Origin of the sequence: Lactobacillus sp. B4005 (genome assembly GCF_026536045.1) — a bacterium.
Lineage (GTDB): Bacteria > Bacillota > Bacilli > Lactobacillales > Lactobacillaceae > Lactobacillus > Lactobacillus panisapium.
In genome coordinates, this window is the sequence record NZ_JAFNOZ010000001.1 from 650,648 (window position 1) to 672,103 (window position 21,456).

At 36.4% G+C, this 21,456-nt stretch carries 20 protein-coding genes; 3 read left to right on the plus strand and 17 right to left on the minus strand.

Annotated elements, in window-relative coordinates; genetic code table 11:
- Nucleotides 1-5 precede the first annotated feature (5 nt).
- From J3U73_RS03095 to J3U73_RS03130, 8 genes are all read right to left on the minus strand, one after another.
- A complete protein-coding gene (locus tag J3U73_RS03095; RefSeq protein ID WP_267409518.1) occupies nt 6-1,706 on the minus strand; it encodes a proline--tRNA ligase in 1,701 nt (566 codons plus the stop codon).
- 35 nt (nt 1,707-1,741) lie between these two features.
- Nucleotides 1,742-2,998, minus strand: coding sequence for an RIP metalloprotease RseP (gene rseP, locus J3U73_RS03100; RefSeq protein ID WP_267393105.1), 1,257 nt, complete (start codon nt 2,996-2,998; stop codon nt 1,742-1,744).
- Nucleotides 2,999-3,007: 9 nt separating this feature from the next.
- On the minus strand, nt 3,008-3,805 hold the full coding sequence (locus J3U73_RS03105; RefSeq protein ID WP_220268069.1) for a phosphatidate cytidylyltransferase: 798 nt from the start codon (nt 3,803-3,805) through the stop codon (nt 3,008-3,010).
- Between the two features lie 11 nt (nt 3,806-3,816).
- A complete protein-coding gene (locus J3U73_RS03110) occupies nt 3,817-4,551 on the minus strand; it encodes an isoprenyl transferase (RefSeq protein WP_267409519.1) in 735 nt (244 codons plus the stop codon).
- A 3-nt stretch (nt 4,552-4,554) separates the two neighbouring features.
- On the minus strand, nt 4,555-5,112 hold the full coding sequence (gene frr, locus J3U73_RS03115; protein WP_220219776.1) for a ribosome recycling factor: 558 nt from the start codon (nt 5,110-5,112) through the stop codon (nt 4,555-4,557).
- A complete protein-coding gene (gene pyrH, locus J3U73_RS03120; RefSeq protein ID WP_220268071.1) occupies nt 5,113-5,838 on the minus strand; it encodes a UMP kinase in 726 nt (241 codons plus the stop codon). It abuts the gene before it with no gap.
- Nucleotides 5,839-6,110: 272 nt separating this feature from the next.
- Complete coding sequence (locus J3U73_RS03125) at nt 6,111-7,016, minus strand: ROK family protein (RefSeq protein ID WP_267409520.1); 906 nt, start codon at nt 7,014-7,016, stop codon at nt 6,111-6,113.
- Between the two features lie 446 nt (nt 7,017-7,462).
- Complete coding sequence (locus J3U73_RS03130) at nt 7,463-8,911, minus strand: FAD-binding protein (protein ID WP_267409521.1); 1,449 nt, start codon at nt 8,909-8,911, stop codon at nt 7,463-7,465.
- A gap of 143 nt (nt 8,912-9,054) precedes the next feature.
- Here J3U73_RS03130 and J3U73_RS03135 point away from each other — a divergent pair, with 143 nt between their 5' ends.
- The gene (locus tag J3U73_RS03135; protein WP_267409523.1) at nt 9,055-9,978 is read left to right on the plus strand and encodes a LysR family transcriptional regulator; all 924 of its coding nucleotides are present in this window, start codon (nt 9,055-9,057) and stop codon (nt 9,976-9,978) included.
- 3 nt (nt 9,979-9,981) lie between these two features.
- Here J3U73_RS03135 and J3U73_RS03140 read toward each other — a convergent pair whose 3' ends face one another.
- The 9 genes from J3U73_RS03140 to J3U73_RS03180 form a co-directional block, all read right to left on the minus strand.
- Nucleotides 9,982-11,034 carry a PHB depolymerase family esterase gene (locus J3U73_RS03140; protein WP_267409525.1) on the minus strand — a complete coding sequence of 351 codons (1,053 nt, stop codon included), beginning with the start codon at nt 11,032-11,034 and terminating at the stop codon, nt 9,982-9,984.
- Between the two features lie 125 nt (nt 11,035-11,159).
- On the minus strand, nt 11,160-12,257 hold the full coding sequence (locus tag J3U73_RS03145; RefSeq protein WP_267409526.1) for an MFS transporter: 1,098 nt from the start codon (nt 12,255-12,257) through the stop codon (nt 11,160-11,162).
- A gap of 27 nt (nt 12,258-12,284) precedes the next feature.
- Nucleotides 12,285-13,076, minus strand: a complete 792-nt coding sequence (locus J3U73_RS03150) for an AraC family transcriptional regulator (protein WP_323848368.1) — start codon at nt 13,074-13,076, stop codon at nt 12,285-12,287.
- A 120-nt stretch (nt 13,077-13,196) separates the two neighbouring features.
- A complete protein-coding gene (locus tag J3U73_RS03155; protein ID WP_267409529.1) occupies nt 13,197-13,997 on the minus strand; it encodes an alpha/beta fold hydrolase in 801 nt (266 codons plus the stop codon).
- Nucleotides 13,994-14,659, minus strand: coding sequence for a malonate decarboxylase holo-ACP synthase (locus J3U73_RS03160; protein WP_267409530.1), 666 nt, complete (start codon nt 14,657-14,659; stop codon nt 13,994-13,996). The genes J3U73_RS03155 and J3U73_RS03160 overlap by 4 nt, the downstream gene beginning before the upstream one ends.
- The gene (mdcD, locus tag J3U73_RS03165; RefSeq protein ID WP_267409531.1) at nt 14,647-16,314 is read right to left on the minus strand and encodes a biotin-independent malonate decarboxylase subunit beta; all 1,668 of its coding nucleotides are present in this window, start codon (nt 16,312-16,314) and stop codon (nt 14,647-14,649) included. The genes J3U73_RS03160 and mdcD overlap by 13 nt, the downstream gene beginning before the upstream one ends.
- Entirely contained in the window at nt 16,304-16,597 is a 294-nt protein-coding gene (gene mdcC / locus J3U73_RS03170) for a malonate decarboxylase acyl carrier protein (RefSeq protein ID WP_220268081.1), read from the minus strand. The genes mdcD and mdcC overlap by 11 nt, the downstream gene beginning before the upstream one ends.
- A gap of 16 nt (nt 16,598-16,613) precedes the next feature.
- Nucleotides 16,614-18,254: a malonate decarboxylase subunit alpha gene (mdcA, locus tag J3U73_RS03175; RefSeq protein WP_267409532.1), complete on the minus strand. Its 1,641-nt coding sequence runs from the start codon at nt 18,252-18,254 to the stop codon at nt 16,614-16,616.
- A complete protein-coding gene (locus J3U73_RS03180) occupies nt 18,247-19,116 on the minus strand; it encodes an ACP S-malonyltransferase (protein WP_267409533.1) in 870 nt (289 codons plus the stop codon). Before J3U73_RS03180 ends, mdcA begins: the two co-directional genes overlap by 8 nt.
- Before the next feature lie 157 nt (nt 19,117-19,273).
- Between J3U73_RS03180 and J3U73_RS03185 the strand changes: the two genes are divergently transcribed.
- Nucleotides 19,274-20,146, plus strand: coding sequence for a LysR family transcriptional regulator (locus tag J3U73_RS03185; RefSeq protein WP_220268084.1), 873 nt, complete (start codon nt 19,274-19,276; stop codon nt 20,144-20,146).
- 105 nt (nt 20,147-20,251) lie between these two features.
- Nucleotides 20,252-21,373, plus strand: a complete 1,122-nt coding sequence (locus J3U73_RS03190; RefSeq protein WP_267409534.1) for an acyltransferase family protein — start codon at nt 20,252-20,254, stop codon at nt 21,371-21,373.
- The last annotated feature ends 83 nt before the right edge of the window (nt 21,374-21,456 follow it).

Genomic DNA, 21,456 nt, shown 5'->3' on the forward strand with positions numbered 1-21,456 from the left:
GAAAATTATCCTAACTCTTTATTTACAAAATTGGCAAGTTCAGCAACCGAAATTTCGCTAGCCTTATCATCTGTTGGTCGCTTAACTTCCACAACACCTTCACTAGCCTTTTTACCGATAGTAATTCTAATTGGGGCTCCAACTAAATCTGCATCAGCAAATTTAACACCAGCCCGTTCGTTACGATCATCATATAATACATCATAATTAGAACTAAACATTTTCTCAAGTTTTTCAGCTAACTCGGTTTGTTCTTCATCCTTCATTTTCATTTGAACAATGTGCAAATCAAATGGAGCAATTTCCTTTGGCCAAGCAATGCCAAATTTAGTAAGATGTTGTTCAATAACAGCAGACAAAACTCTGGTTACACCAATGCCATAGGAACCCATGATTACGGGTTGTGTCTTACCATTTTGATCTAAGAAATCTGCACCCATTTTTTCGGTGTAGTACGTTCCCAACTTAAAGATGTGTCCTACTTCAATTGAAGTCGTAAATTTTAATGGTAAGTGATCAATTGGATCAGGTTCACCCTCGTTCGCAACCCGAAGGTCATCGAATTCATTTACTTTAAAGTCACGGTCAAGGTTAGCATTCTTATACTGATAGCCCTCTTTGCCTGCACCAACAATGACGTTAATCAGACCTTCAACTGTCTTATCGGCAATCACTTTATCTGCCCAATCAGAAGCAACTGGGCCTACACTTCCCTTGCCAACTCCCGTGATTTCCTTTAATTCATCGTCAGAAGCAACACGGACAGAATCAGCATCAAGAGCATGAGTTAACTTTACTTCATTAATTTGTTTATCACCGCGAATAAGAACCAATACTTTTTCTTGTTCATTTACAATGTATAAAACGCTCTTAACAATTTTAGTCTTAGGAACAGCTAAAAACTCGGCTAAATCAGCAATTGTTTCTTGTCCAGGTGTAGCAACTTCTGTTAATTCAGCTTCATCTTCGGGCTCTGGTTTAAAAGTATCTTCGCTGACTGCCATTTCCAAATTAGCAGAATATGTTCCTGTTTCATTGGTTGCAATAGTATCTTCACCAATTGCAGCAGGTGCTTGAAATTCAGTTGAGTTTTTGCCACCCATTGTTCCTGAGTCTGCAATTACTGGAGTTACTTTCACACCGCAGCGCCGAAAAATTGCTTCAAACGCCTTTTTTTCATCATCAAATTGTTGATCAAGTTGTTCTCTAGTTGCTGCAAAGCTATATGCATCAAGCATAATAAATTCTCTGGTCCGTAATAAACCAAATCTTGGGCGATTTTCATCCCGAAATTTAGTTTGAATTTGGTAAAGAGCAATTGGCATTTGCTTGTAGCTCTTAAGATTTTTGGCAACAATTTCTGTAAATGTTTCTTCATGAGTTGGTCCTAGCAGGCTCTGACGACCGTGACGGTCTTTTAACCTGAACATTTCTGGACCATATTTTTGCCATCTACCAGAATCTTCCCACAAAGTTGCAGGTAAAAGTTCAGGCATTGCCATTTCTGGCACATTAATTTTAGCCATTTCTTCTTCCATTATTCTTTCGGCCTTTTTTAAGACACGATAGCCTAATGGTAAATAAGCATAAACACCAGCCGTTACTTGACGGACATATCCGCCACGAAGCATCAGCTTATGACTTTCAGCAACAGCATCTGCTGGTGCTTCTTTTGACGTAGGCATAAATAATTTAGATTGACGCATTAACAATTCTCTCCCAAGAAATAAATTTCTAGATTTTATTTTATAAAGTAGCGGTAAATATCATTACCGGTAACTGCGATTATTAATAGTAATAAAAGGCCAAAACCAATTAATTCAACTATTGCTTCATGATCTTCCGATATCGGTTTGCCACGGAAAATCTCAATGAGATTAAGCAAAAGCTTTCCCCCATCAAGGCCAGGAATTGGCACTAAGTTCACAATTCCTAGATTTATTGAAATCATTGCCAAGAATGCTAATAAGTAGGTAAAGCCCAATTGTGATACCTGTGAAGTTTGTGAATAAATACCTACAGGTCCAGACAGCTTATTTAAGCTAAAGTGCCTAATCAAGCCACCAAGTGCATTAAAAATCATTCCGGTTGTTGATACTGCCGTATCCCAACCACGCTTAGCTTTTGCAAGGACACGGTCATCACTTTTGGCTTTGATACCAATTTGATAAACTTTTTGGCCTTGTATTTTCACCGTTTTGGGTTTAACAGAGACCGTCTTAGTTTTACCATGACTTGTTAAAACAATACTTAAAGCTTTGCCTTTACTGGCATTAATTTGATTAGAAATTTCATTAAAAGTAGTTGTTTTATGACCATTAATTGAAACAAATTTTGATCCAGGTTCAACTGCTGCTTGTTCAGCTGGTGAATTAGCTTCAACAGCTCCAATCGTAGTTGTTGCCGGACCGGGAATAGTAAAGGTCCAAATTAGAAAGACAACGAATCCCAAGACAATATTCATAAGGGGACCCGCAACATTAGTTGCAAGCTTTTGCCAAACATTAGCTTCTTGAAATTGGGTGTCACGAGGAGCAATGATTAATTCCGTATTGGATTGATCAATAACAGTTGCATCGTGATTAACCTGATAAGAAACTAATTTATCCTCTTCACCATTTTCATAGCCTTTAATAACGAGTTGATCCACTAAATCGACTTCTGTTATTTGAAGCGGCAGGCCCTCAATCGGAATGTCTGATCCAGAAGCATCAATCCGAACGACTTCATTTTGCTCATTAGTCTGCAAAATTACAGTCATTCCAGGTTTAAGCTCAGCTTCATCGTCTTTACTGGCTAAACGAACATAACCACCAAGTGGTAACCAACGAATAGTATAAGTTGTAGGATTACGACGAACTTGGAACAATTTTGGTCCCATACCAATAGAAAATTCGCGCACTAAAATACCGCATTTTTTTGCGACGATAAAGTGCCCGAATTCATGGACAAAAACCAAAAGACCAAATACAACTAAAAAGATTAGTATTCCCTTCATGGAATTCTCCTAATGCACGATTCCTAATAAAGCAGCAAAGACGGGTAAAACAAATAGCATACTATCAAACCGGTCTAAAATACCACCATGTCCAGGCAGAATTTTACCTGAATCTTTAACGCCATAATACCGCTTATAAGCAGATTCAACTAGGTCGCCCATTTGACCTACAATGGATAATACAAAGGCAAAGATAACCATTTGCCAGAATGGATAATTAACATTAACAAAGTAAACGTAAATTGCGGCACATATTACAGCACAAATAGTTCCGCCAATTGAACCCTCCCAGGTTTTATTAGGACTAATTACAGGCCACAACTTATGTTTACCAATTTGCCTTCCTATCATATAGGCACCAGTATCTGTTAGCCATACTACAACAAAGACATAGCATAAAAGTGCTAACCCATTGCCGCTATTTCTAATACTTGCCATATAGTGAAAACCGGTACCAATATATAGTGAACCTAACGTGTAAACTGAAACATCGTCAAAAGTTGTCTTGTTTTTTGACAAAACTGTCCAAGTTAGCATCATCATGATTAAGGCAAAATAAATTCCATATTTAGTCCAATGGAATGGCATTGAGTTAATAAAGCTATCTGGAACCGCCCAAGTAATTGTTGCAAGCAGTGCCAACAAAAAGTTAACAGAAACCAGTATCTGTTTTTTCATTAAAAAGATTTCACTGATGCCGACTGCAGCAAAGGCCACGGTTAGCCAGTCCATCCACAATCCACCCGCAATAACGATTGGAATAAATAAAATTAAAGCAATAACTGCTGTGATTATCCGTTGTTTCATATCAAAATTACCTAACTATCCGATTCATCTAGTTTGCCAAAACGGCGATGACGGTTCTGAAAATCAATGACAATTTTTTTTAAATCTTCTTTAGTAAAATCAGGCCAATTCTTCTGACTAAATGCAAGTTCAGAATAAGCCAGCTGCCATAACATAAAGTTGGAAATACGCTGTTCACCAGAAGTTCGTATTAATAAGTCTGGATCACTAAATTCTCCAAAACTAGCAGTCATCAAACGTTGAGAAATCATTTCTTCATCAATCTGATCACTATTAATCGCTCCTGTTTCAATTAGCGTTCCAATCTCTTTAATAGCTGAAGTGATTTCACTTCTTGATCCGTAATTAAAAGCAAAGTTCAAAATTAGTCCAGTATTATCTGCCGTTTCAGCCATTGCACGTTGAACAACATCATAAGTTTTACGTGGTAATTTGTCCAAAAAGCCCATGATATTGACCTTAACGTTATGCTCCATCAAGGTGGGCATAAACTTGTCAAAAAAACGGACTGGCAGATTCATTAAGTATGCGACTTCTTCTTTGGGACGAGCCCAGTTTTCTGTCGAAAAAGCATAAAGTGATAAAACTTTAATTCCCAATTCATCTGCTGCTAAAGTAATCCGTTCAACATTGTTCATACCTTCATAATGACCTGCTACACGAGGCTTACTCTGCTTAGTAGCCCAGCGGCCATTACCATCCATGATAATGGCAAGATGATTTAATTGATTCTTTTTTACTGCCATATGTTAGCCTTGAGTAATTTCTTTACGTTTTTGCTCAGCCAGTTCATCAATTTTCTTGGTTGCTTGATCAGTTACCTTTTGAACTTCTTTTTCTAAATTACGTTGTTCGTCTTCGGTAATTTCATCGTCTTTTTGTTGCTTTTTAAGGGTATTCATAGCATCACGGCGGACATTTCTAATCGCAATTTTACCCTCTTCAGCCATTTTATTGACTTCTTTAGCAATCTCTTGTCTTCTTTCACCAGTCAATTGAGGAATTACCAATCTGATAACTTTACCATCGTTTGCTGGAGTTAATCCTAAATTGGATGCTAGTAAAGCATGTTCAATATCATCCACACTGTTTTGATCATATGGCGTAATTAATAAAACACGTGGTTCAGGAATAGTGACACTAGACATCTGGGTTAAAGGTGTTGGTGCACCATAATAATCAACTTTAACTCCATCTAGCAATGCGGCATTAGCAACACCTGCACGGATAGTACCCAAGTTTTTCTCAAAAACAGTGATTGATTTGTCCATGTTTTGTTTTGCTTTTTTGATTGTTTCGTTATTCATTTATTTGCCTCCTTCAATTACTGTTCCAATATGCTCGCCCATGACAACTTTCTTAATGTTACCTTCAGTATTTACGTTAAATACAATTAGCGGAATATTGGTATCCATTGAAAGCGAGCTAGCGGTCCGATCCATAACTTTTAAATCTTTTGAAATAACGTCTAGTTGAGTCAGTTCGCTAAACTTCTTTGCCGTTGGGTCTAATTTTGGATCGGCGGAGTAAACCCCGTCAACACCATTTTTAGCCATCAAAATAACATCGGCATTAATTTCCGCTGCGCGTAAAGCTGCAGTAGTATCAGTAGAGAAGTAAGGATTACCAGTACCTCCGCCCATGATAACAACGCGTCCTTTTTCTAAATGACGAATTGCTTTTCTTCTTATATATGGTTCAGCAATTTGTCTCATTTCGATTGAGGTTTGCAATCTAGTTGCGACACCGACATGTTCCAGACCATCCTGAAGAGCTAAACCATTCATGATAGTTGCTAGCATGCCCATATAATCTGCTTGTGAGCGTTCCATACCAAGTTTTTCACCAGTCTCACCACGCCACATATTACCGCCACCGCAGACGATTCCAATTTGAACTCCTAAATCGTGCACTGATTTGATTTCTTCAGCTAAATGACTAATAACTGTCGGATCTATCCCTGTTCCGTTGTTACCGGCCAATGCTTCTCCAGAAATTTTCAAAACGACACGTTGATATTTAACTTGAGTCATGACAACCTCCTCTATTAACTTAAATTATTCTAACATATTAAATACGCAAATGTGGGGCAACAAAACAAAAGAGAATAATTTTATTTTAAAAAAAGTAGTTACAATATATTTCAACGTTAAAATCACATTACCAGAAAGAATTTTAAACTTAATGGCTCTTTATTTTTTCAGTTAAAACCAACTTACTAAAATTTACTTTTTTTGCAATTATTGCTTTTGATAAAAAAAGCTGCCTTCTTTTGAGTAGAAGGAGCTCTTCTGAATTTTGTAATTTAAACAGTTTCGTGATCTGTTTGTAACAGTAAATTATATAGCGAGCCGTACAAATTAGAATCATTTCTAAACTTAGCAGCAACAATTTCCGGTTTAGTTAAAGTTTGACCGATAATCGAATTATCATCATTAACTAGTTGATCATAAGCTTGCTTAATTCCATCAATCAAGCATGATTGGGCACTAATTCCACCACCAATGGCAATTTTATTAACGTCAACCACAGTTTGCATGTTAAGAATTAAAGTAGCAATTTGCAAACAATACTGTTCAAAAATAGCAACTGCCTCAGGAACATGGTTTTTAATTGCCTCAAAAGCTTGTACACCATCGCTTACATCATCATAATTTAATTGTTCATTTACCTGGCCAACAAAGCGAACGGCCGAGCATAACTTGCCGATACTACCCTGCATATCCTTAGTATTAGAAATATTAGCAATCATAAAGCTCATTTCTCCAGCTTGATTATGCGTACCATGAAGAAGGTGACCGTCAACTATAATACCGTTGCCTACTCCGGTACCCAAAGTAATCGCAGCACAGTTTTTTTCATCTTTTAAGTTTCCTAACCAATTTTCTGCTAAAATGCTTGCTCTACCATCATTAATTACGGCAACAGGAAAATCTTCTGCTTCATAAATTTGACCAAAATCTATTCCATCCAAAAAAGGAATAGCACCACCAAACCTAATTTTCGTTTTGTCAATTTTACCTGGTGCACAAAAAGATAAGCCTTTAATTGAACCGGAATATTTTTGAACGATTTGATCAATTTGTGCCAGAAACTTGTCTTTGCCATCTGGCGTGCTCACTTTACCTTTTTCAATTATATGACCAGATACATCAATTTGTGCGTACTTGATTTCAGTACCGCCAATATCAATACTTAAATAATTTTTCATACTAACCCTTCAAGAAAAAATTTAGTCAAAAACCAAATAACTATCAAAACTTAAATTTAACATGGATTCATCTTGAAACAATGTCTGATGAAATTTCCATTTAGAATTATAACTTAAAAAAATTTCTTTTTAGAAAAATTAGATTTTATTTGTGTCTTGGCAAGATTTCAAAAAATTATTCATTGTCTTTTGGGAATATCTTACTAACCAAAAAACTGACTTCAGCAAGTTTGAAATCAGTTTTAAGAAAAGATTTTAAGCAAATTAATTATGTTTTACTGATTGTGGACAACTTAATCTCCATGAGAGACAGAAGCTGAATCACTTTCAGTAAGAAAACTTTGATAAGATTTGGTAGTAAGTATAACAGTTAACTCAAATCTTTAATCAACTCCTTTGAATTATTCAGCAAGACCTTTTGGTCCGATAATCATGTTAAAAGGCAATTATATTAACTTAGCGGCTTCATCAACAGCATTTCGTCCTGAATAAATACAATATCCGGCTTCAGAGCCAGGCACATTAACACCATATGTATCACCAACTAATGCGGCTGAAGCATCAGAGCCGATAGCGTATAACCTAGAAATTTTGTGGCCTACCGGATCCAAAACTTCATTTCTATGATTAACTCTTAACCCGCCCATTGTGCAATAGGAACCAACTCCTAATTCGAAAGCATAAAATGGTGCTTTTTTGATAGGAAATAGATACTGATTGGGTTTTTCAAAATCTTCATCTTTTCCGAGTTTTACTTGTTTGTTATATCTATTTACTGTATCTTCTAAATTAGGCATATCAAGTTTCTTAGCTAATTTCTTTAATGTTGAACTTGTAGTTATGAAAGATAATTTTTTATTTTCTGCTTGCTCGATCATATCTTTTAATTTATTTAGCCTAGTTCTTTCAGACAATGGTTTTAGACTTCTAGGTAAAACATTAAAAGTAAAATTATCAATTGTTGACTGATCAAAAACTGCATAAACCTTTTCTTGTCTAATTATTGCATTACCTGCATGTGCCCATATTCTAAAAACACTTTCATCAACAAAGCGATCACCAATTTCATTTACCCATAATGGTGCCATCTCGCAAGTTGCAATACCAATATCTGTCTTCCAAAATTTAAACGATGGAATACTCTCTTCCTTAATTTGACCTCCATACATCATCGCCATACCTAAGCCAAACTTTTTTGCTCCAACTTTCCAAGCGAGTCTAAGACCATCTCCATTATTTTTTCCGCAGTTCATTGGAATTATTCTGCTTGAATTTGAATTAAAATACTTGTTCAGCATTTCCCTATTATTTAAGTAGCCTCCTGTGGCTAAAATTATGGCCTTAGTAGTTATGATTTGTCTTTTTTTCGTTTCAAAATCTTCTATAGTTATACTAATAATTTCATTATTTTTGTCCCTGTTAATTGAAATTGCTGAAGCAGAGGTAATAAATTCGACACCATTTCTTTGAGAAAAAGGTTGTAATCCATCGTGAATTGCCTTTTTACCAAGACCATCAAATAAATGCCACGTATTTACTCCTGCTCCTAGGGTAGCAACTCCTTTGAACTTCACTCCTATGCGCTGTAACCAATCTATATTAAAAGCAGATTCATTAATATAATTTTTCCAAATATTGGTATCAGCTTCATAATGTGAAAACTCTAATTCATCATGTAAAATTTTTTCACCAGAAATATTAATTCCTTGTTTAATTTGCATTTTACTATTAACTGCAAAAATTCCTTCTACATAATTTCCTGATCCTCCGGTTGTTCTACCTTTTTCTACTACCAAAGTTTTTAAATTTTTACCAGCAGCTTCTGCAGCTGCGGCCTGACCTGATAATCCAGAGCCAACAATCACTACATCATAACAATTAAATTTTCCAAGCATATAATCTTTCTCCTATTATTTTTATTATTTTGTTTAACTTAAATTTTATAAATATCGCTTACAATGCTAATATAAGAATTAATAAACCATTTGTAAAATTATTTTTTTGATTTTAGATTATTGTAAAAAGGTAATAAATATTTATGGATGAAAAACTTTTACATAAAGTTTTAGTAACGGTAGAAGAAGTAAAAACAATTACCGATTTGGCCAATCGTCTATACCTGAGCCAGCCATATATAAGCCAGTTAATTACAAAAACTGAAGTAAAATATAACGTTTGTCTGGTAAATCGTAGAAAAACACCTATTTCATTAACCCCGGCCGGAAAAGAATTAGTTTTAGGTTTAGAAAAAATACTTAATGATCGAAAATATATGAGTCAAAGAATTAATCAATATTCTACTAAGAGTGAGTCGACAATAAAAATTGCTATAACACCTATTTGGATTTCTAGAAAAACCTCAAAAATAATTCAGCTCTTACAACAAAGTCATCCGTACACCCAATTTGAGATTTATCGTATCTTCACATCCAATGATTCATTAAAATTATTAGAAAATGGAAGCATAGATATTTTTTGGGGTGCACAGTTTCATAACTCTCAACTACTCTCAAATTATGTATATCGGTCAAGGGCATGTATTATAGTCACCTTCAATCACCCCTTGTTTGATAAAAACAAATATGAACTATTATTTTCGCAAAAAGTCTTGAATAAATTAAATTATAGTAATGAAGTTTCTTTAACTAACAATTCTGCTTTTCAAAAAATTGTTGATCATCTTTTTGAAGATGCCGATATTAAACTTAAAAAAGCTATTAAAGTAAATGATTTTATTGGGGCTGCACAACTATCAATAGAGGGGTGGGGTATAAGTGTAACTTTAAACGACGTTTTGGAATATTTGAATAATACAAATAAACAATACAATATTATTCCTATTCCCTCTAAATTAATTAATCTTGATGTTGCTATAACAATTAATAAGAAAACTTCGAGCAAAGTAAAAAAGATAGCCAATTCATTATTGAACATTTTAAATAAGGAATATAAGAAAGAATAGCTTTTATTTGTGTTGCTTAAAAAGCCACGGTAATAACTCTGGGGTATTAAAAGCTCTCGCCCAGCTTGCATGCGGATTAGGCTTAACAGTGTTCTTAGGATAAATAGTGACCTTCAGCTGCTTGCCCCCTGCTTGGTGAATGGCTTCTTCAGCTTTCTTAGTTCCGAGTACCCCAACAGTTGGATCATCTTCGGCATGAAAGGCCCAAATTGGTAATTGTGCCAAAGTCTTACCTTCTTCAGGGCTTGCAAGCATATACCGTCCTTTTCCTTGATCACCATAGCCTTTTTTGCCATCATCATAAACATAACCGGAACAAGGCACTAGAGCTGTAAAAAGATCTGCATGATGGACGCCCATATACCAAGTTGTCGAAGCACCATTTGATAAGCCAGTTAAATAAATGCGCTTCGTGTCAATGTTGTACTCAGATTCTATTTGTCTAAGTAAAATAAACAGTGCTTTGCGAAAATCTTTTCTAAACCACCCATTTAGAGTTGGTGCCCAAGTAGCTTGCGGAACTAAAATAACAGCATCTTCTTTAGTTTTAGCATAGTCATGCAAGGTTTTTGGCACATCATTGGCCAGTAGCGGCATGCCATTGTTAAAACCACGCTCGCCAGAACCATGTAAAAACAATACTAACGGCCGCTTTTTCCGATTGGTGCCAGAAGCATAAATTGAATAGCTTAATTGAATTGTATCCGTTTGAATAATTTTTTGCTTAAAATCTGCTAAAAATGGATCTGGTTGAAAGGCAACTTCAATTTTAGGTTGCATGCCGTTAACGTGAAGCATTATTTGTGGCAAAGCTAACTGATTAATAAACTTAGCGGGATCAAAACTTAAGGCTAACAATTCCTTGGTCAATTTAAAATAATAGATTAACTGATTTTGCTCTTTCTCAATCTTAGTTATTTGTAATTCTTTACCTTCTATTGTAAAAGAAATTCGTTTTTGTAAATCTTTGGTTATTTGACTTGGCGTAATCTTGGCGCTGGTTACGAAATAACCATTGTCAGTAACTTCTTCTTGATACACTACATTTAATTTCATGCTCATAACTCCTATTTTGTTGTTTTTCTTAACCTATTGTTTCTAATAATTGCCAAAATCACAAAAACAATTCCGACAAATACTAAATACCACATTGCAATTCTGATGATGTTCATTGGTCCCGACTAATGTAAAATGGATGCTGTAAGTGCCATCGTGTATGGTGAAATAAAAGCTCCACCATTGTTAAATACTTTTGCCCAAGATAAGAAGAAATCCTTGGAAGTTGCTGGCACATCTTCCATTACCGCACCATAAATATACGGAAAAATAATATTCGTGGCAGAAATTACCATCATGGATATCGTGAATACCAGCATATTAGGCGAATGAAGCACGCCCCAATAGCCAATAACCCCTAACAACATCGTAAATACTGGTGTGTAATGTCCCAGTAACCGGTAAATTTTGCCATAAAAAGCTGTAAAAACTGCGCCAGCAAGTCCTGCTAACGCTAAAGCAGTTGAGAAAAACTCTTGGTGTGCTAAATTTAGTTGTTGAATTACAAGCGGAGTATCGGTTTGTTGTGGCATAATTGCATTGAAATATACAAATGACATTAATATTGCTACTAACGCTAAGATCGGCACATTAGTAGTTTTCTTTTCGGATTTAGCTTTAACTAGTTCTTCTTTTTGCCGAGATTTAATTTGTGCTTCAGTCTCTTTGCTATAGCCTAAAGCAAATAACAAAATGATTGGGATAAACAGCAGGTAAACTAAATAAGCTGCTTGCAAATTAATTTCAAGTAGTAAACCAGCAACAAAAACTGCCAAGCTTTGACCAAATGTTTGAATTGCTGACTGATAACCAAGTAAGGTCCGTTGCTCATCCCTACTCCAAATATCTCCAATTAAACTGGCCGTTGAAGTTGAATATAAACCGTTACCTGCTCCTAATACAAAACGCGCAATTTGAATCAGGTGAAAGTTGGTGCTAAAAAATGGCGCAACACCCCCAATTAAACCGCAAAATAAGCCAAGCAAAACGGTTTTTCTTTTACCCAAGTATTTAATAAATAACGTTGACAAAAGGACAAAGATTACCATCCCAATTGAAGGAATAGTCACTAATGCTTTCACATTCGCTACGCTTTCATTGGTAAAGTGCTTTGTCATCATTGGTAAAGTGCCCGAAACCGCACTAGCTGCAGTTAACAAGGTTGAAATTGATAAAATACCTACTTTTAAAAGTGGACTATTTTGCTTAATATTCTGAGTCATTTTCCTCTCCTTCCATGTAATCGCTTACTAAGATATTATAAGAGAAGAATATTGACTAAATATTGCAATTATTTTTATTAAATAGGTAAATTGTTGACTTTTTAACTTTTTCCGATAAGTGGAAGGTGTTGCACTATAGACATCTTTAAATATTTTTTGCAGGCTTCGAACATTGGCAAAACCGCATTGGTCGGCAATAACGGTAACAGGCAAATCAGTATTAACTAGTAAATCGTAGGCATGTTGTAAACGAATCAGCTGCAAGTAATGAATCAAGCTTGTTTGTACTTCGGTTTTAAATAAGCGATCCAAATAAGCCTTTGAAAGACCGAAGTGATCAGCAACTTCGCCTAAGGTTAAGCTATCTCGATAATTGGCGGTTAAAAAATTAATGATATCTTTGACCTTGTCCTGCTTTCTGGCATCATTAAAGCAAATAATATTCTTTTTTGGTACAACAAAATTTTTGAGAAGAAGCGCCATTAAAAGATAAAAATGGCCTAATATTTCAATCTTATTTTCATGATCATGTTGATTAGTCCAAAGCTGATAAATCCTTGTTAGCTCAGTTTTTACCTTCAGCATTATTTCCTGATCAGTGATTTGAAAAACAAAATACAAATGACTAATTTCAGGCAGCAATTCATTCAAGAACTCAAATGGAACAAGAATGGTAATTGATCTGCGAGCATCACCTGGACCAATATTTTCGACACCATGAACTTCACCAGAATTAATAATTATGAAATCGCCGTCACTCAAGTGCGTTTTGTGCCCCGAAGTTAGGTAATCGCCTTCACCGTGAATAGTAAAATCAATTTATAGGGCACGGTGCCAGTGTTTAGTAATTTGAAGTGCTGAAGAATTATGAATAATAATCTTAAACGGTAAGGTTCCCTTAGTAACAATAATTTCATGACGAAACATCTTTATCTTCCTTTACTGTGGTAGATAATGATTAAGTAATAAAAAATGACGCAGTAATTGATTAAACTGCAACGGTATTTCTGCCATTATATCGTGACCACAATTTGGCACAATGGCAGCGGTAATTTGAGGATTTTGTTCTGCCATCCAGTTTGCGAACTGAAAAGGATAATATGGACTCTTTTCAGCCGCAAAGATAATCATCTTCTGGCTGCTACGTTTAATTATTGTCCGCCAGTCTAGCTGAACATGCTCTTGCAATAAGTCCAAATTTGCTTTTCGATCAAATGGGTAAGCAATTTTGGCTGGTAATAATTCCGTCATAACAGAACTATCGATGCCATGAAGCGTTTCATGCACCTGCGGAGCTAATAGGGTCAAGTCTTGGTAATTTTCCAAAGTAAAATTCATAAAGCCATAGTGCCAAGACTTCGTATTTAGCATATATGGGCTTTGATCGATAATAACTGCTATATCAATAATTTGCGGTTTTATTTTTAACAAGTTATAAATAATACTCCCGCCCATTGAATGGCCGATAAACGTGGCCCGAGTTATTTTTAGAAAACTTAATAGCTCAATTAGATCCTTAGTTAGTCTTTCAAGTGATTGTCCTTTGACTGTACGCTGGCTTTTACCCATATTACGGTGATCATAAGTTAAAACGCTATAACCCATTTTTCTAAGGTAAGAAATTTGTTTTGACCAAACTTCTTGATAGCCACCAAAACCGGTTATTAGAATCAGTGGCTTACCGGTGCCATAAAGATGAAAATTAAGTTCTACGTTATCGCTTGTTTTAAAAATACTCATTTATTTTCCTGTAAAAATTGCCAAGGATCGACAACTAGAAGTGGCCCCGCAGCGGTTTTTACCAAAGTTTTTTTACTACGATTAGCAGCATATTCCTCTAATGAAAAACCGTTTTGACCTTTGACTACTTGTACATCAGCGTGCACATGATACTGATTCAGCTTTTGCAAAAGTTCTTGGGCCTGACTTCTGTTTAACGTAGGAGTCTGGTAAAGTAGCAAATCCAAGTCACTAACATGTTCCGTCGTGTTTTTAACCATTTTTACACTGGTTGCCATTTCATAGCCTAACGAGCCTCCTATTCCCCACTGAAAATTGTTTAATAGCGGGGCTATCTTTTGTAATGCCTGAAAAGGTGGAAGTTTTTGTCTATCTTCAGATAAACTTCTCCAACTTCTATGTTGAATAAAGTACTGGGGATGATATTGCTTTTTAATGGCTGCAAGATTTAAGTAGCAAGCAAACCTTTGCCTTCTTTCGTAACCTCTTACTCCAACTGGAATCAGATTATCATTGATTAAGCCCCGTCTAACCACCACTGTTTTTGTCTCAGACAAAGAATCCTTTGCCCAGCCAGGTAAAGGATTCTCGGTTAAAACTAGATCTTGCAAACTAGTGAATTGCAGTAAATCATTGGGCCATATTGCCGTTAATCGTTCCATTGGTCAAACACAGCTTTACGCATCTCATTAGTTGCCTTCCGGCCACTTGCAATGGCAACCGGATTTTCATACCTATAATGTAAATCGGTCGAGTGCTTCTTGGTACTTGTAATGGCCTCATTAATAATTTGCTCAACTTCTGAAACGGCCGCATCATTTGCGTCCCAAGAAGAAACATCAGGGACTAATTTATACAAAGCACCCAATTTGGCATAATTTTTAATGTCATAAGCCATTGCCGGAACGTGCTTCGTAGCTTCTTCTAGTTCTGGAATTGATCTTTGGGTAATTCGAGCAGCCGAAGCTTTTGACATTGCCTGAATGGTAATTGAATCATCAGCTAAGGCAATCATTCTGTTGGATTGCAAACCGTGGGCTAAAAAGCCGCCTGAAACTGCATCCCCTGGAATAAAGGCAATAACTGGATGACCGGCCTGCCGAGCCTTTGCATAGGCGGCTGCCGCAGAAGCTAAACTAATGTGAATACCTATCAATTCCTCCTTATACCCATAAGCTTGGCTTGGAACATCAACGATTAAGATAAGCTGACGTTTAACATCTTTATTTTGATCTTCAGCAACAATTTGATTAACGATTTTTGCGACTAAAAATCCTTCTTGCAACCCCACCTCACCGTGACGTACACGAGGAAAGCGATTATTTTCATTAGGAACAATCGCAATAAATTCTTTGCCATCTTTTTCCGCATGGAGAACTGTTGGATAATCTGATTTTGCATTCGGTAAACCAGTTAGTTTTTCAAACCACAAGCGGCCACGAGACTTGGTAGTTGCCTTATCCCCAGCTACCGCTTGGTTTATATCATGCTTATTAGCCTGATTTTTAGCATAAAGAGAACAATATTGCTTTGTAGTAAGGGGTTTAGCAAAATCAATTTGATCAAGTAAAGATAGATAAAAATCAGATTGCTCAGTCCGATGAGCATCCTTTTTTTCTTCGATTGCTCTATCAATAGCTTCTTTAATAGTCGTGATATTATCTTCGTCAACTTCATCTGCAATTCCTGTAGCTACTCTTTGACGAGTTCCAAGCGTATTCCAAATTAAGTCCTTATCACTAGAATCAAATTCACGTACACCAGCTTCTTGTTCGATAACTTCGGGACCATTTAAAGCAATTCTAGCTTTTGGTGTTGTAATTAAGTATGACATAATTGCACTAGTAATTGACATTCCGCCAAAGCTGCCTACCCTTCCCGGTACTAGTCCAATTACGGGAACATATTTTTTCAAGGCAATAATGGCATTTTGAATTTCAGAAATAGATAATAACCCGTAATTAGCTTCTTGCAGACGAACACCACCAGTATCAAGAATAATTATTGGGTATTCCTTTATACCTTGCTTGTTATCATCTAAGGTTTTTTCTAAAGCTGCAACTATTTTGGCGCCAGATACTTCACCAATTCCACCACCTTGAAACTTTCCTTCGATAGAAATAATTACGACCCTTTTACCGTTTAGTTTACCTTTGACAAGAACAACACCATCATCACTTTCCGGAACAATTTTTTGCGGCTCAAGATGTGGTGAAATCATATCATATTCTGGTCCAACTAATTCTCGACCAGTGCCTTTATCAATTAAAGCATTTGCCCGTTGACGACCATTTAATTCTACAAAACTATTCTTCATTATTTAATGCCTCCATTGCCTGTGTTAATCGTAAATTAACGACACCCGGTGTGGCTCCAAAATCATGAATAACAAACCTGCCTTGTAAAGGATACCTTGCAAAAAAGCGGTCAAGGACATTTTGCCAAACCTGTTTGAAACCGTCACTACCAGTCACAATTTCTAATGTAGTTTTGTCATCAGGATAAATTAATACTTCTAAATCTCCGGAGGCAACGACACCAACATGAACAAATTTAGTCACTGGCTGAGTGTTTTGATAGCTAAAATTAAGTTTTTCCATTTTGTTAACCTCCTTATTATGACCATGACCTAAACTTGGCAGGTGGATTGTATAAGCCATGTGACCATTGCACTAAATCATCCATTGTTTGAGCAGCCAGTAATAAACGTTTTGCATCCCGGCGGGCAACACCAATATCTTCTGGTAAAGCAACGATCCCTTGATCGCGCAGTTTTTGGACCTCTTTTGGCTTTGAGCGCAAACCAACCGGTGTCACACCTGCTACTGCTTCAATTGCAGCTTTTCTTTGTTCCATACTATCAGTTTTATACAGATATGCGATTCCTTCTTCAGTCACGATATGGGTCGTATCCTCGGTATAAATCATAATTGGAACGTTAGCTAATTTAGCTTCTTTACGTACCTTTTCAGCATCTAAGTGATCAACAAAGACGGGCTTTTTATTAGAACCAAAGGTTTCAACCATCTGCACAACGAGCTTTTGCCCTTTTGCCAATGGGTTATCTTCGGGCTTCAAGCTTTGCCAAGCAGGAGTTGAATGACGTCGACCGGTTGGATTAGAGCCCATGTTAGGCGCACCACCGAAACCAGATAAACGACCATTTGTGACTGTTGAAGAATTACCCCATTGATCGATTTGTAAAGTAGAACCAACAAACATATCACAAGCATATTGTCCGGCAACTTGGCCTAGGGCACGATTCGACCGCATTGTTCCGTCATTACCTACAAAGAAAATATCTGGCCGCGCCATAATGTACTTTTCCATCCCTACTTCACCACCAAACGAGTGAATTGATTCCACCCAGCCGCTTTCGATTGCTGGTATTAAGGTTGGGGTTGGATTTAGTTCCCAGTTACGACAAATTTTACCTTTTAAGCCCAGTTGCTCACCATAAGTTGGTAAGAGAAGTTCAATTGCGGAAGTGTTAAAACCTACACCGTGGTTTAAAGTTTGAACATTGTGTTTTTCATATATTCCCCGAATTGCCATCATGCCCATTAAAATTTGCAGTTCGCTAATTGCTTGTGGGTCACGGGTAAATAGTGGCTCAAGCTGGTAAGACTGATCAGCGGGAATAACCACATCAACCCAACCGGCAGGAATATCAACTCTTGGTACTTGATCAACGATTTCGTTAGCTTGAACGATTACAATGCCATCATGAAAAGCTGCTGCTTCGACAATAGTCGGTGTTTCTTCAGTATTAAAGCCCGTATATAAATTGCCTTCATGATCTACTTTATCAGCGGCTACTAAAACAACATTAGGAATTAAATCGATAAATAGACGGCCAAAAAGTTCCAAGTATGTGTGAATGTCGCCAACTTCCATGGTGCCATCAGAAATCATTTGCGAAACGCGAGTACTCTGAGGACCTGCGTAAGAAAAATCCATTTTGGCAGCAATTCCTAAGTCAAAAATGTCTAAATGCTCTGGCCTAGAAATACTTGACATAATCATATGTAAGTCATGAACTTTTTCCGCATCTACTTTTGTCAGTGCTTCTGACAAAAATGAAGCTTGCTTTTGATTATCGCCTTCCAAAACAACCTTGTCTCCAGGTTTAATTAGTGTCTCAAGGACCTTAACAACATCCTCTGTTTTAGCAAATTTCCCCTCGAGCAGTGTCGCCGCTTTTGCTAAGCGTGCATTTTTAGCATCCCGATGGGTGTGCCAATTTCTTTCAGTCATTATCTTTTCCTTTCCATTTATGTAATAAAAAATCTGCGTCATCAATCGTCATATTTGCCAAAGTTATATTAGCTAGTTGATTCGTTTTTGCCTTTAATAATTTAGTAAAAGCAGTTCCTGGAGCAAATTCCACGCTTACTTGAGGTTTGTATTCAAGAGCCACATTGATCATTGTTTCCCAAAAAACGGGATGAGTTAGATTATTGGCCAAATCATAGCTAATTTCAGCTATGCTTTTAACCGGATGTCCATTATTATTTGCTAAATAAATACAGGTAGGAGAATGTAACTCCAACTGCCCAATCTGTTTGGTCAATTTATCCGCCACGCTTTGCATCAATGGTGAATGCGAAGGATTCGGAACTTGTAAAAGTTTAGCCTTGGCTGCACCGCTCTCTTTAGCTAATTTGAGTACAGCTTGAATAGCAGTTATTTTGCCAGACAAAGTGTTTTGCAATTCAGAATTTTGGTTTGATAAAAAGACCGGATCTTTTTCCGTTTTCACTTGTTGCACCAAGTTTCCAACTTCTTGACGAGATAGGCCTACAACGACACCCATGCCATAGCCTATTGGAAATGATGATTGCATTAGACTTGCTCGCAAACTTACAAGTTTAAAAACATCCTCTCTATTAATAACGCCGGCAGCATAGGCGGCGGCAAAAACTCCAAGTGAATGTCCCGCTACTATATCTGGTAGCCAGCCTTTTTCTTTGAGCTGATCAATTTGCTGAACTTGCAACAGCAAAATACTAAGCTGAATTTGTTGCGAATTTTGATAGCCCTTTTCACTGTCTACAAGCTTCACACCTGTGCAACTTTCAACCTTACTTTTTAATGTTGGGTCAATCTTTTGAAGCATCCCGGCCTTTTGACCCCCTTGACCGGGAAATAACCATAAGTATTTCAAGTTATCACCTCTTTGGATCTCACAAAAACAGTTTAACCCTAATCGATAACCATTTATAATAGATAATAGGAATAATAGTTAACTAAAAGGTTATCAATTGGTGTAAAAAATGAATTTAACCGGATTAAAATATTTTGTTAGTGTTGCAAGTATAGGTTCAGTGACTGAAGCAGCTAAGCTGGCATACGTAAGTGAATCAGCAATTAGTAAAACCATCAGGCAATTAGAAGAAGAAATAGGCGTTAAATTGTTTGACCGGCAAGGAAGAACAATTCAGCTTAACCAACAAGGAAAGATTTTTTATTCATATGTTTCCGATAGCTTAAATTTACTAAACCGTGGAATTAAGGCTGTCCAAACTAATAAAGACCAAGAAAATAGCCAAATTAATGTTCTTTTTACTGTTGGCTCACCGCTCATCCCACTTGTTGCCCTTAAAATGCAAAAATTACTGCCTAATGTCAGTCTAAATATTCATCAACGAACAACCTTCGCTAAGGATTTAAAGCAGTTTGATTTTATTATCTCTTCCAATAAAATCGACCATTTTACCGCAATTCCGTTATTAAAAGAAGAAATAGTAATTGGTTGGCAAAAGAATTTTATGCAAGGTAAACATAATTTAGATGTTAAAGATTTACCGAATTTTACTTTTGTGGGCGAAAGTGATGAAACTGAATTGCAACAAACAATTAATCAATTTTTAGCTAAAAATGAATTAAAACTCAATTTTAAATATCAATCTGATGAACCAGCTACGGTGCGAGAAATGATTGCAGCAGGTCTAGGCATGGGCTTTATTCCCAAAGTTACCTGGGGAAGCTTTTTTACCAATTTTCATTTAATCGACAGTGCAAGAATTTTCCCCAATTCGCCGCAACGAACAATTTATCTAAATACTCCCTACCAAAATTTAACTGATAACCAAAGATTATTTAGTAACGAAATCGCTGCAGTACTAACGGGTGCACAAAATAGTTAGAATATAATTACTAAAAATGGGCTTGCGTTTTTACCAAAAAGCGCATATATTAGACTGGAACTTCTTAGGGATCTCACAAATCTTCTAAGAAAGGTCTTAATTAAAATGGATAAATATCCTTATCCCACCTATAAAATTGCTGACATTGGTGACTACTTAAAAGTATTTGCTTGTACAGCAGTGATGTCTCAACCAATCATGTCCTTAATCATGGGAAGTGGTCAGCCTATAAGAACACAAGACATTTTTGGTATTCTGTATAATTTAGTCAAATATACTGCTCCAGCCTTTATTTTTGGCATTTTATATACCACCATTAGAACTAATGATTTAGCGGGAAACTTTTCTTACCGCAAGCATCTGCGTTCAAGTTGGTCGAACTTGTTTGTACCAACTATTTGGTGGACTTTGATTTATTTACTAGGAATGCCTTGGCTCCAACAGATTAATCAATTTCATAATTTTGGTTCTTTTTGTTGGCATTTTATTAATGGTAACGCTGCGCCACATTTGTGGTACAACACAATGATGTTGCAATTTATCATCTTAATGCCACTTTTCTGGGCAATCAGTCGCTTTGTCGGCAATAACGTAAAAAAAGGAATTGCTGTAGCATTAATCACCCTAGTTTTATATTTAGCTTGGCTCTTGTTTTACGACACAGAGGTATTTCACGGTGCGCATGAAAAAACGTGGTATCTGCTTGATCGCGTGTTTATTTCGTTTTTTATCTACGGAGTCTTTGGTGTCCTCTGCTGGCAATTGCGGAATCAAGTTAATAACTTTTTACAAAAATTTTGGTGGCTGATTTTAATTGCTTTTGTTGCTTGTTTCATTTGGACCAACTTTGAATTATATCAGTTCGGTCATCCCGTTCTTTTTGCCAATGCACCGTATTATAAGCCATCAATGACATTTTATTGCTTAGCGGTTATTGCATTAATCGCTGCACTTTGCTTATATCAAGTACGAAAAAATTCAGAAACAGCTTTAACAGTTTTCCATTTTCTTGCTACTTATGCCTATCGTGCCTATTTATCAAATGTCTTTTGGAATCAACTGGTCTGGCGCGGACTAAATATGCAATTCCACGCAACATACCACCCATTCTTAACTTTCTTTGGCACATGGGTATTAACATGGATTTTGTCATTCACGTCAGCTTACTGTCTGCATATTTGGTGGACGAAATTAAAACAATACTTAAGTCAAACTATAATTAAATGATTAACATAATTTAAGATAACGTTCTCCTTTAAGTTAGACATAACTTAAAGGTTTTTTAATAGTTAATATTCAAACAAAATAAA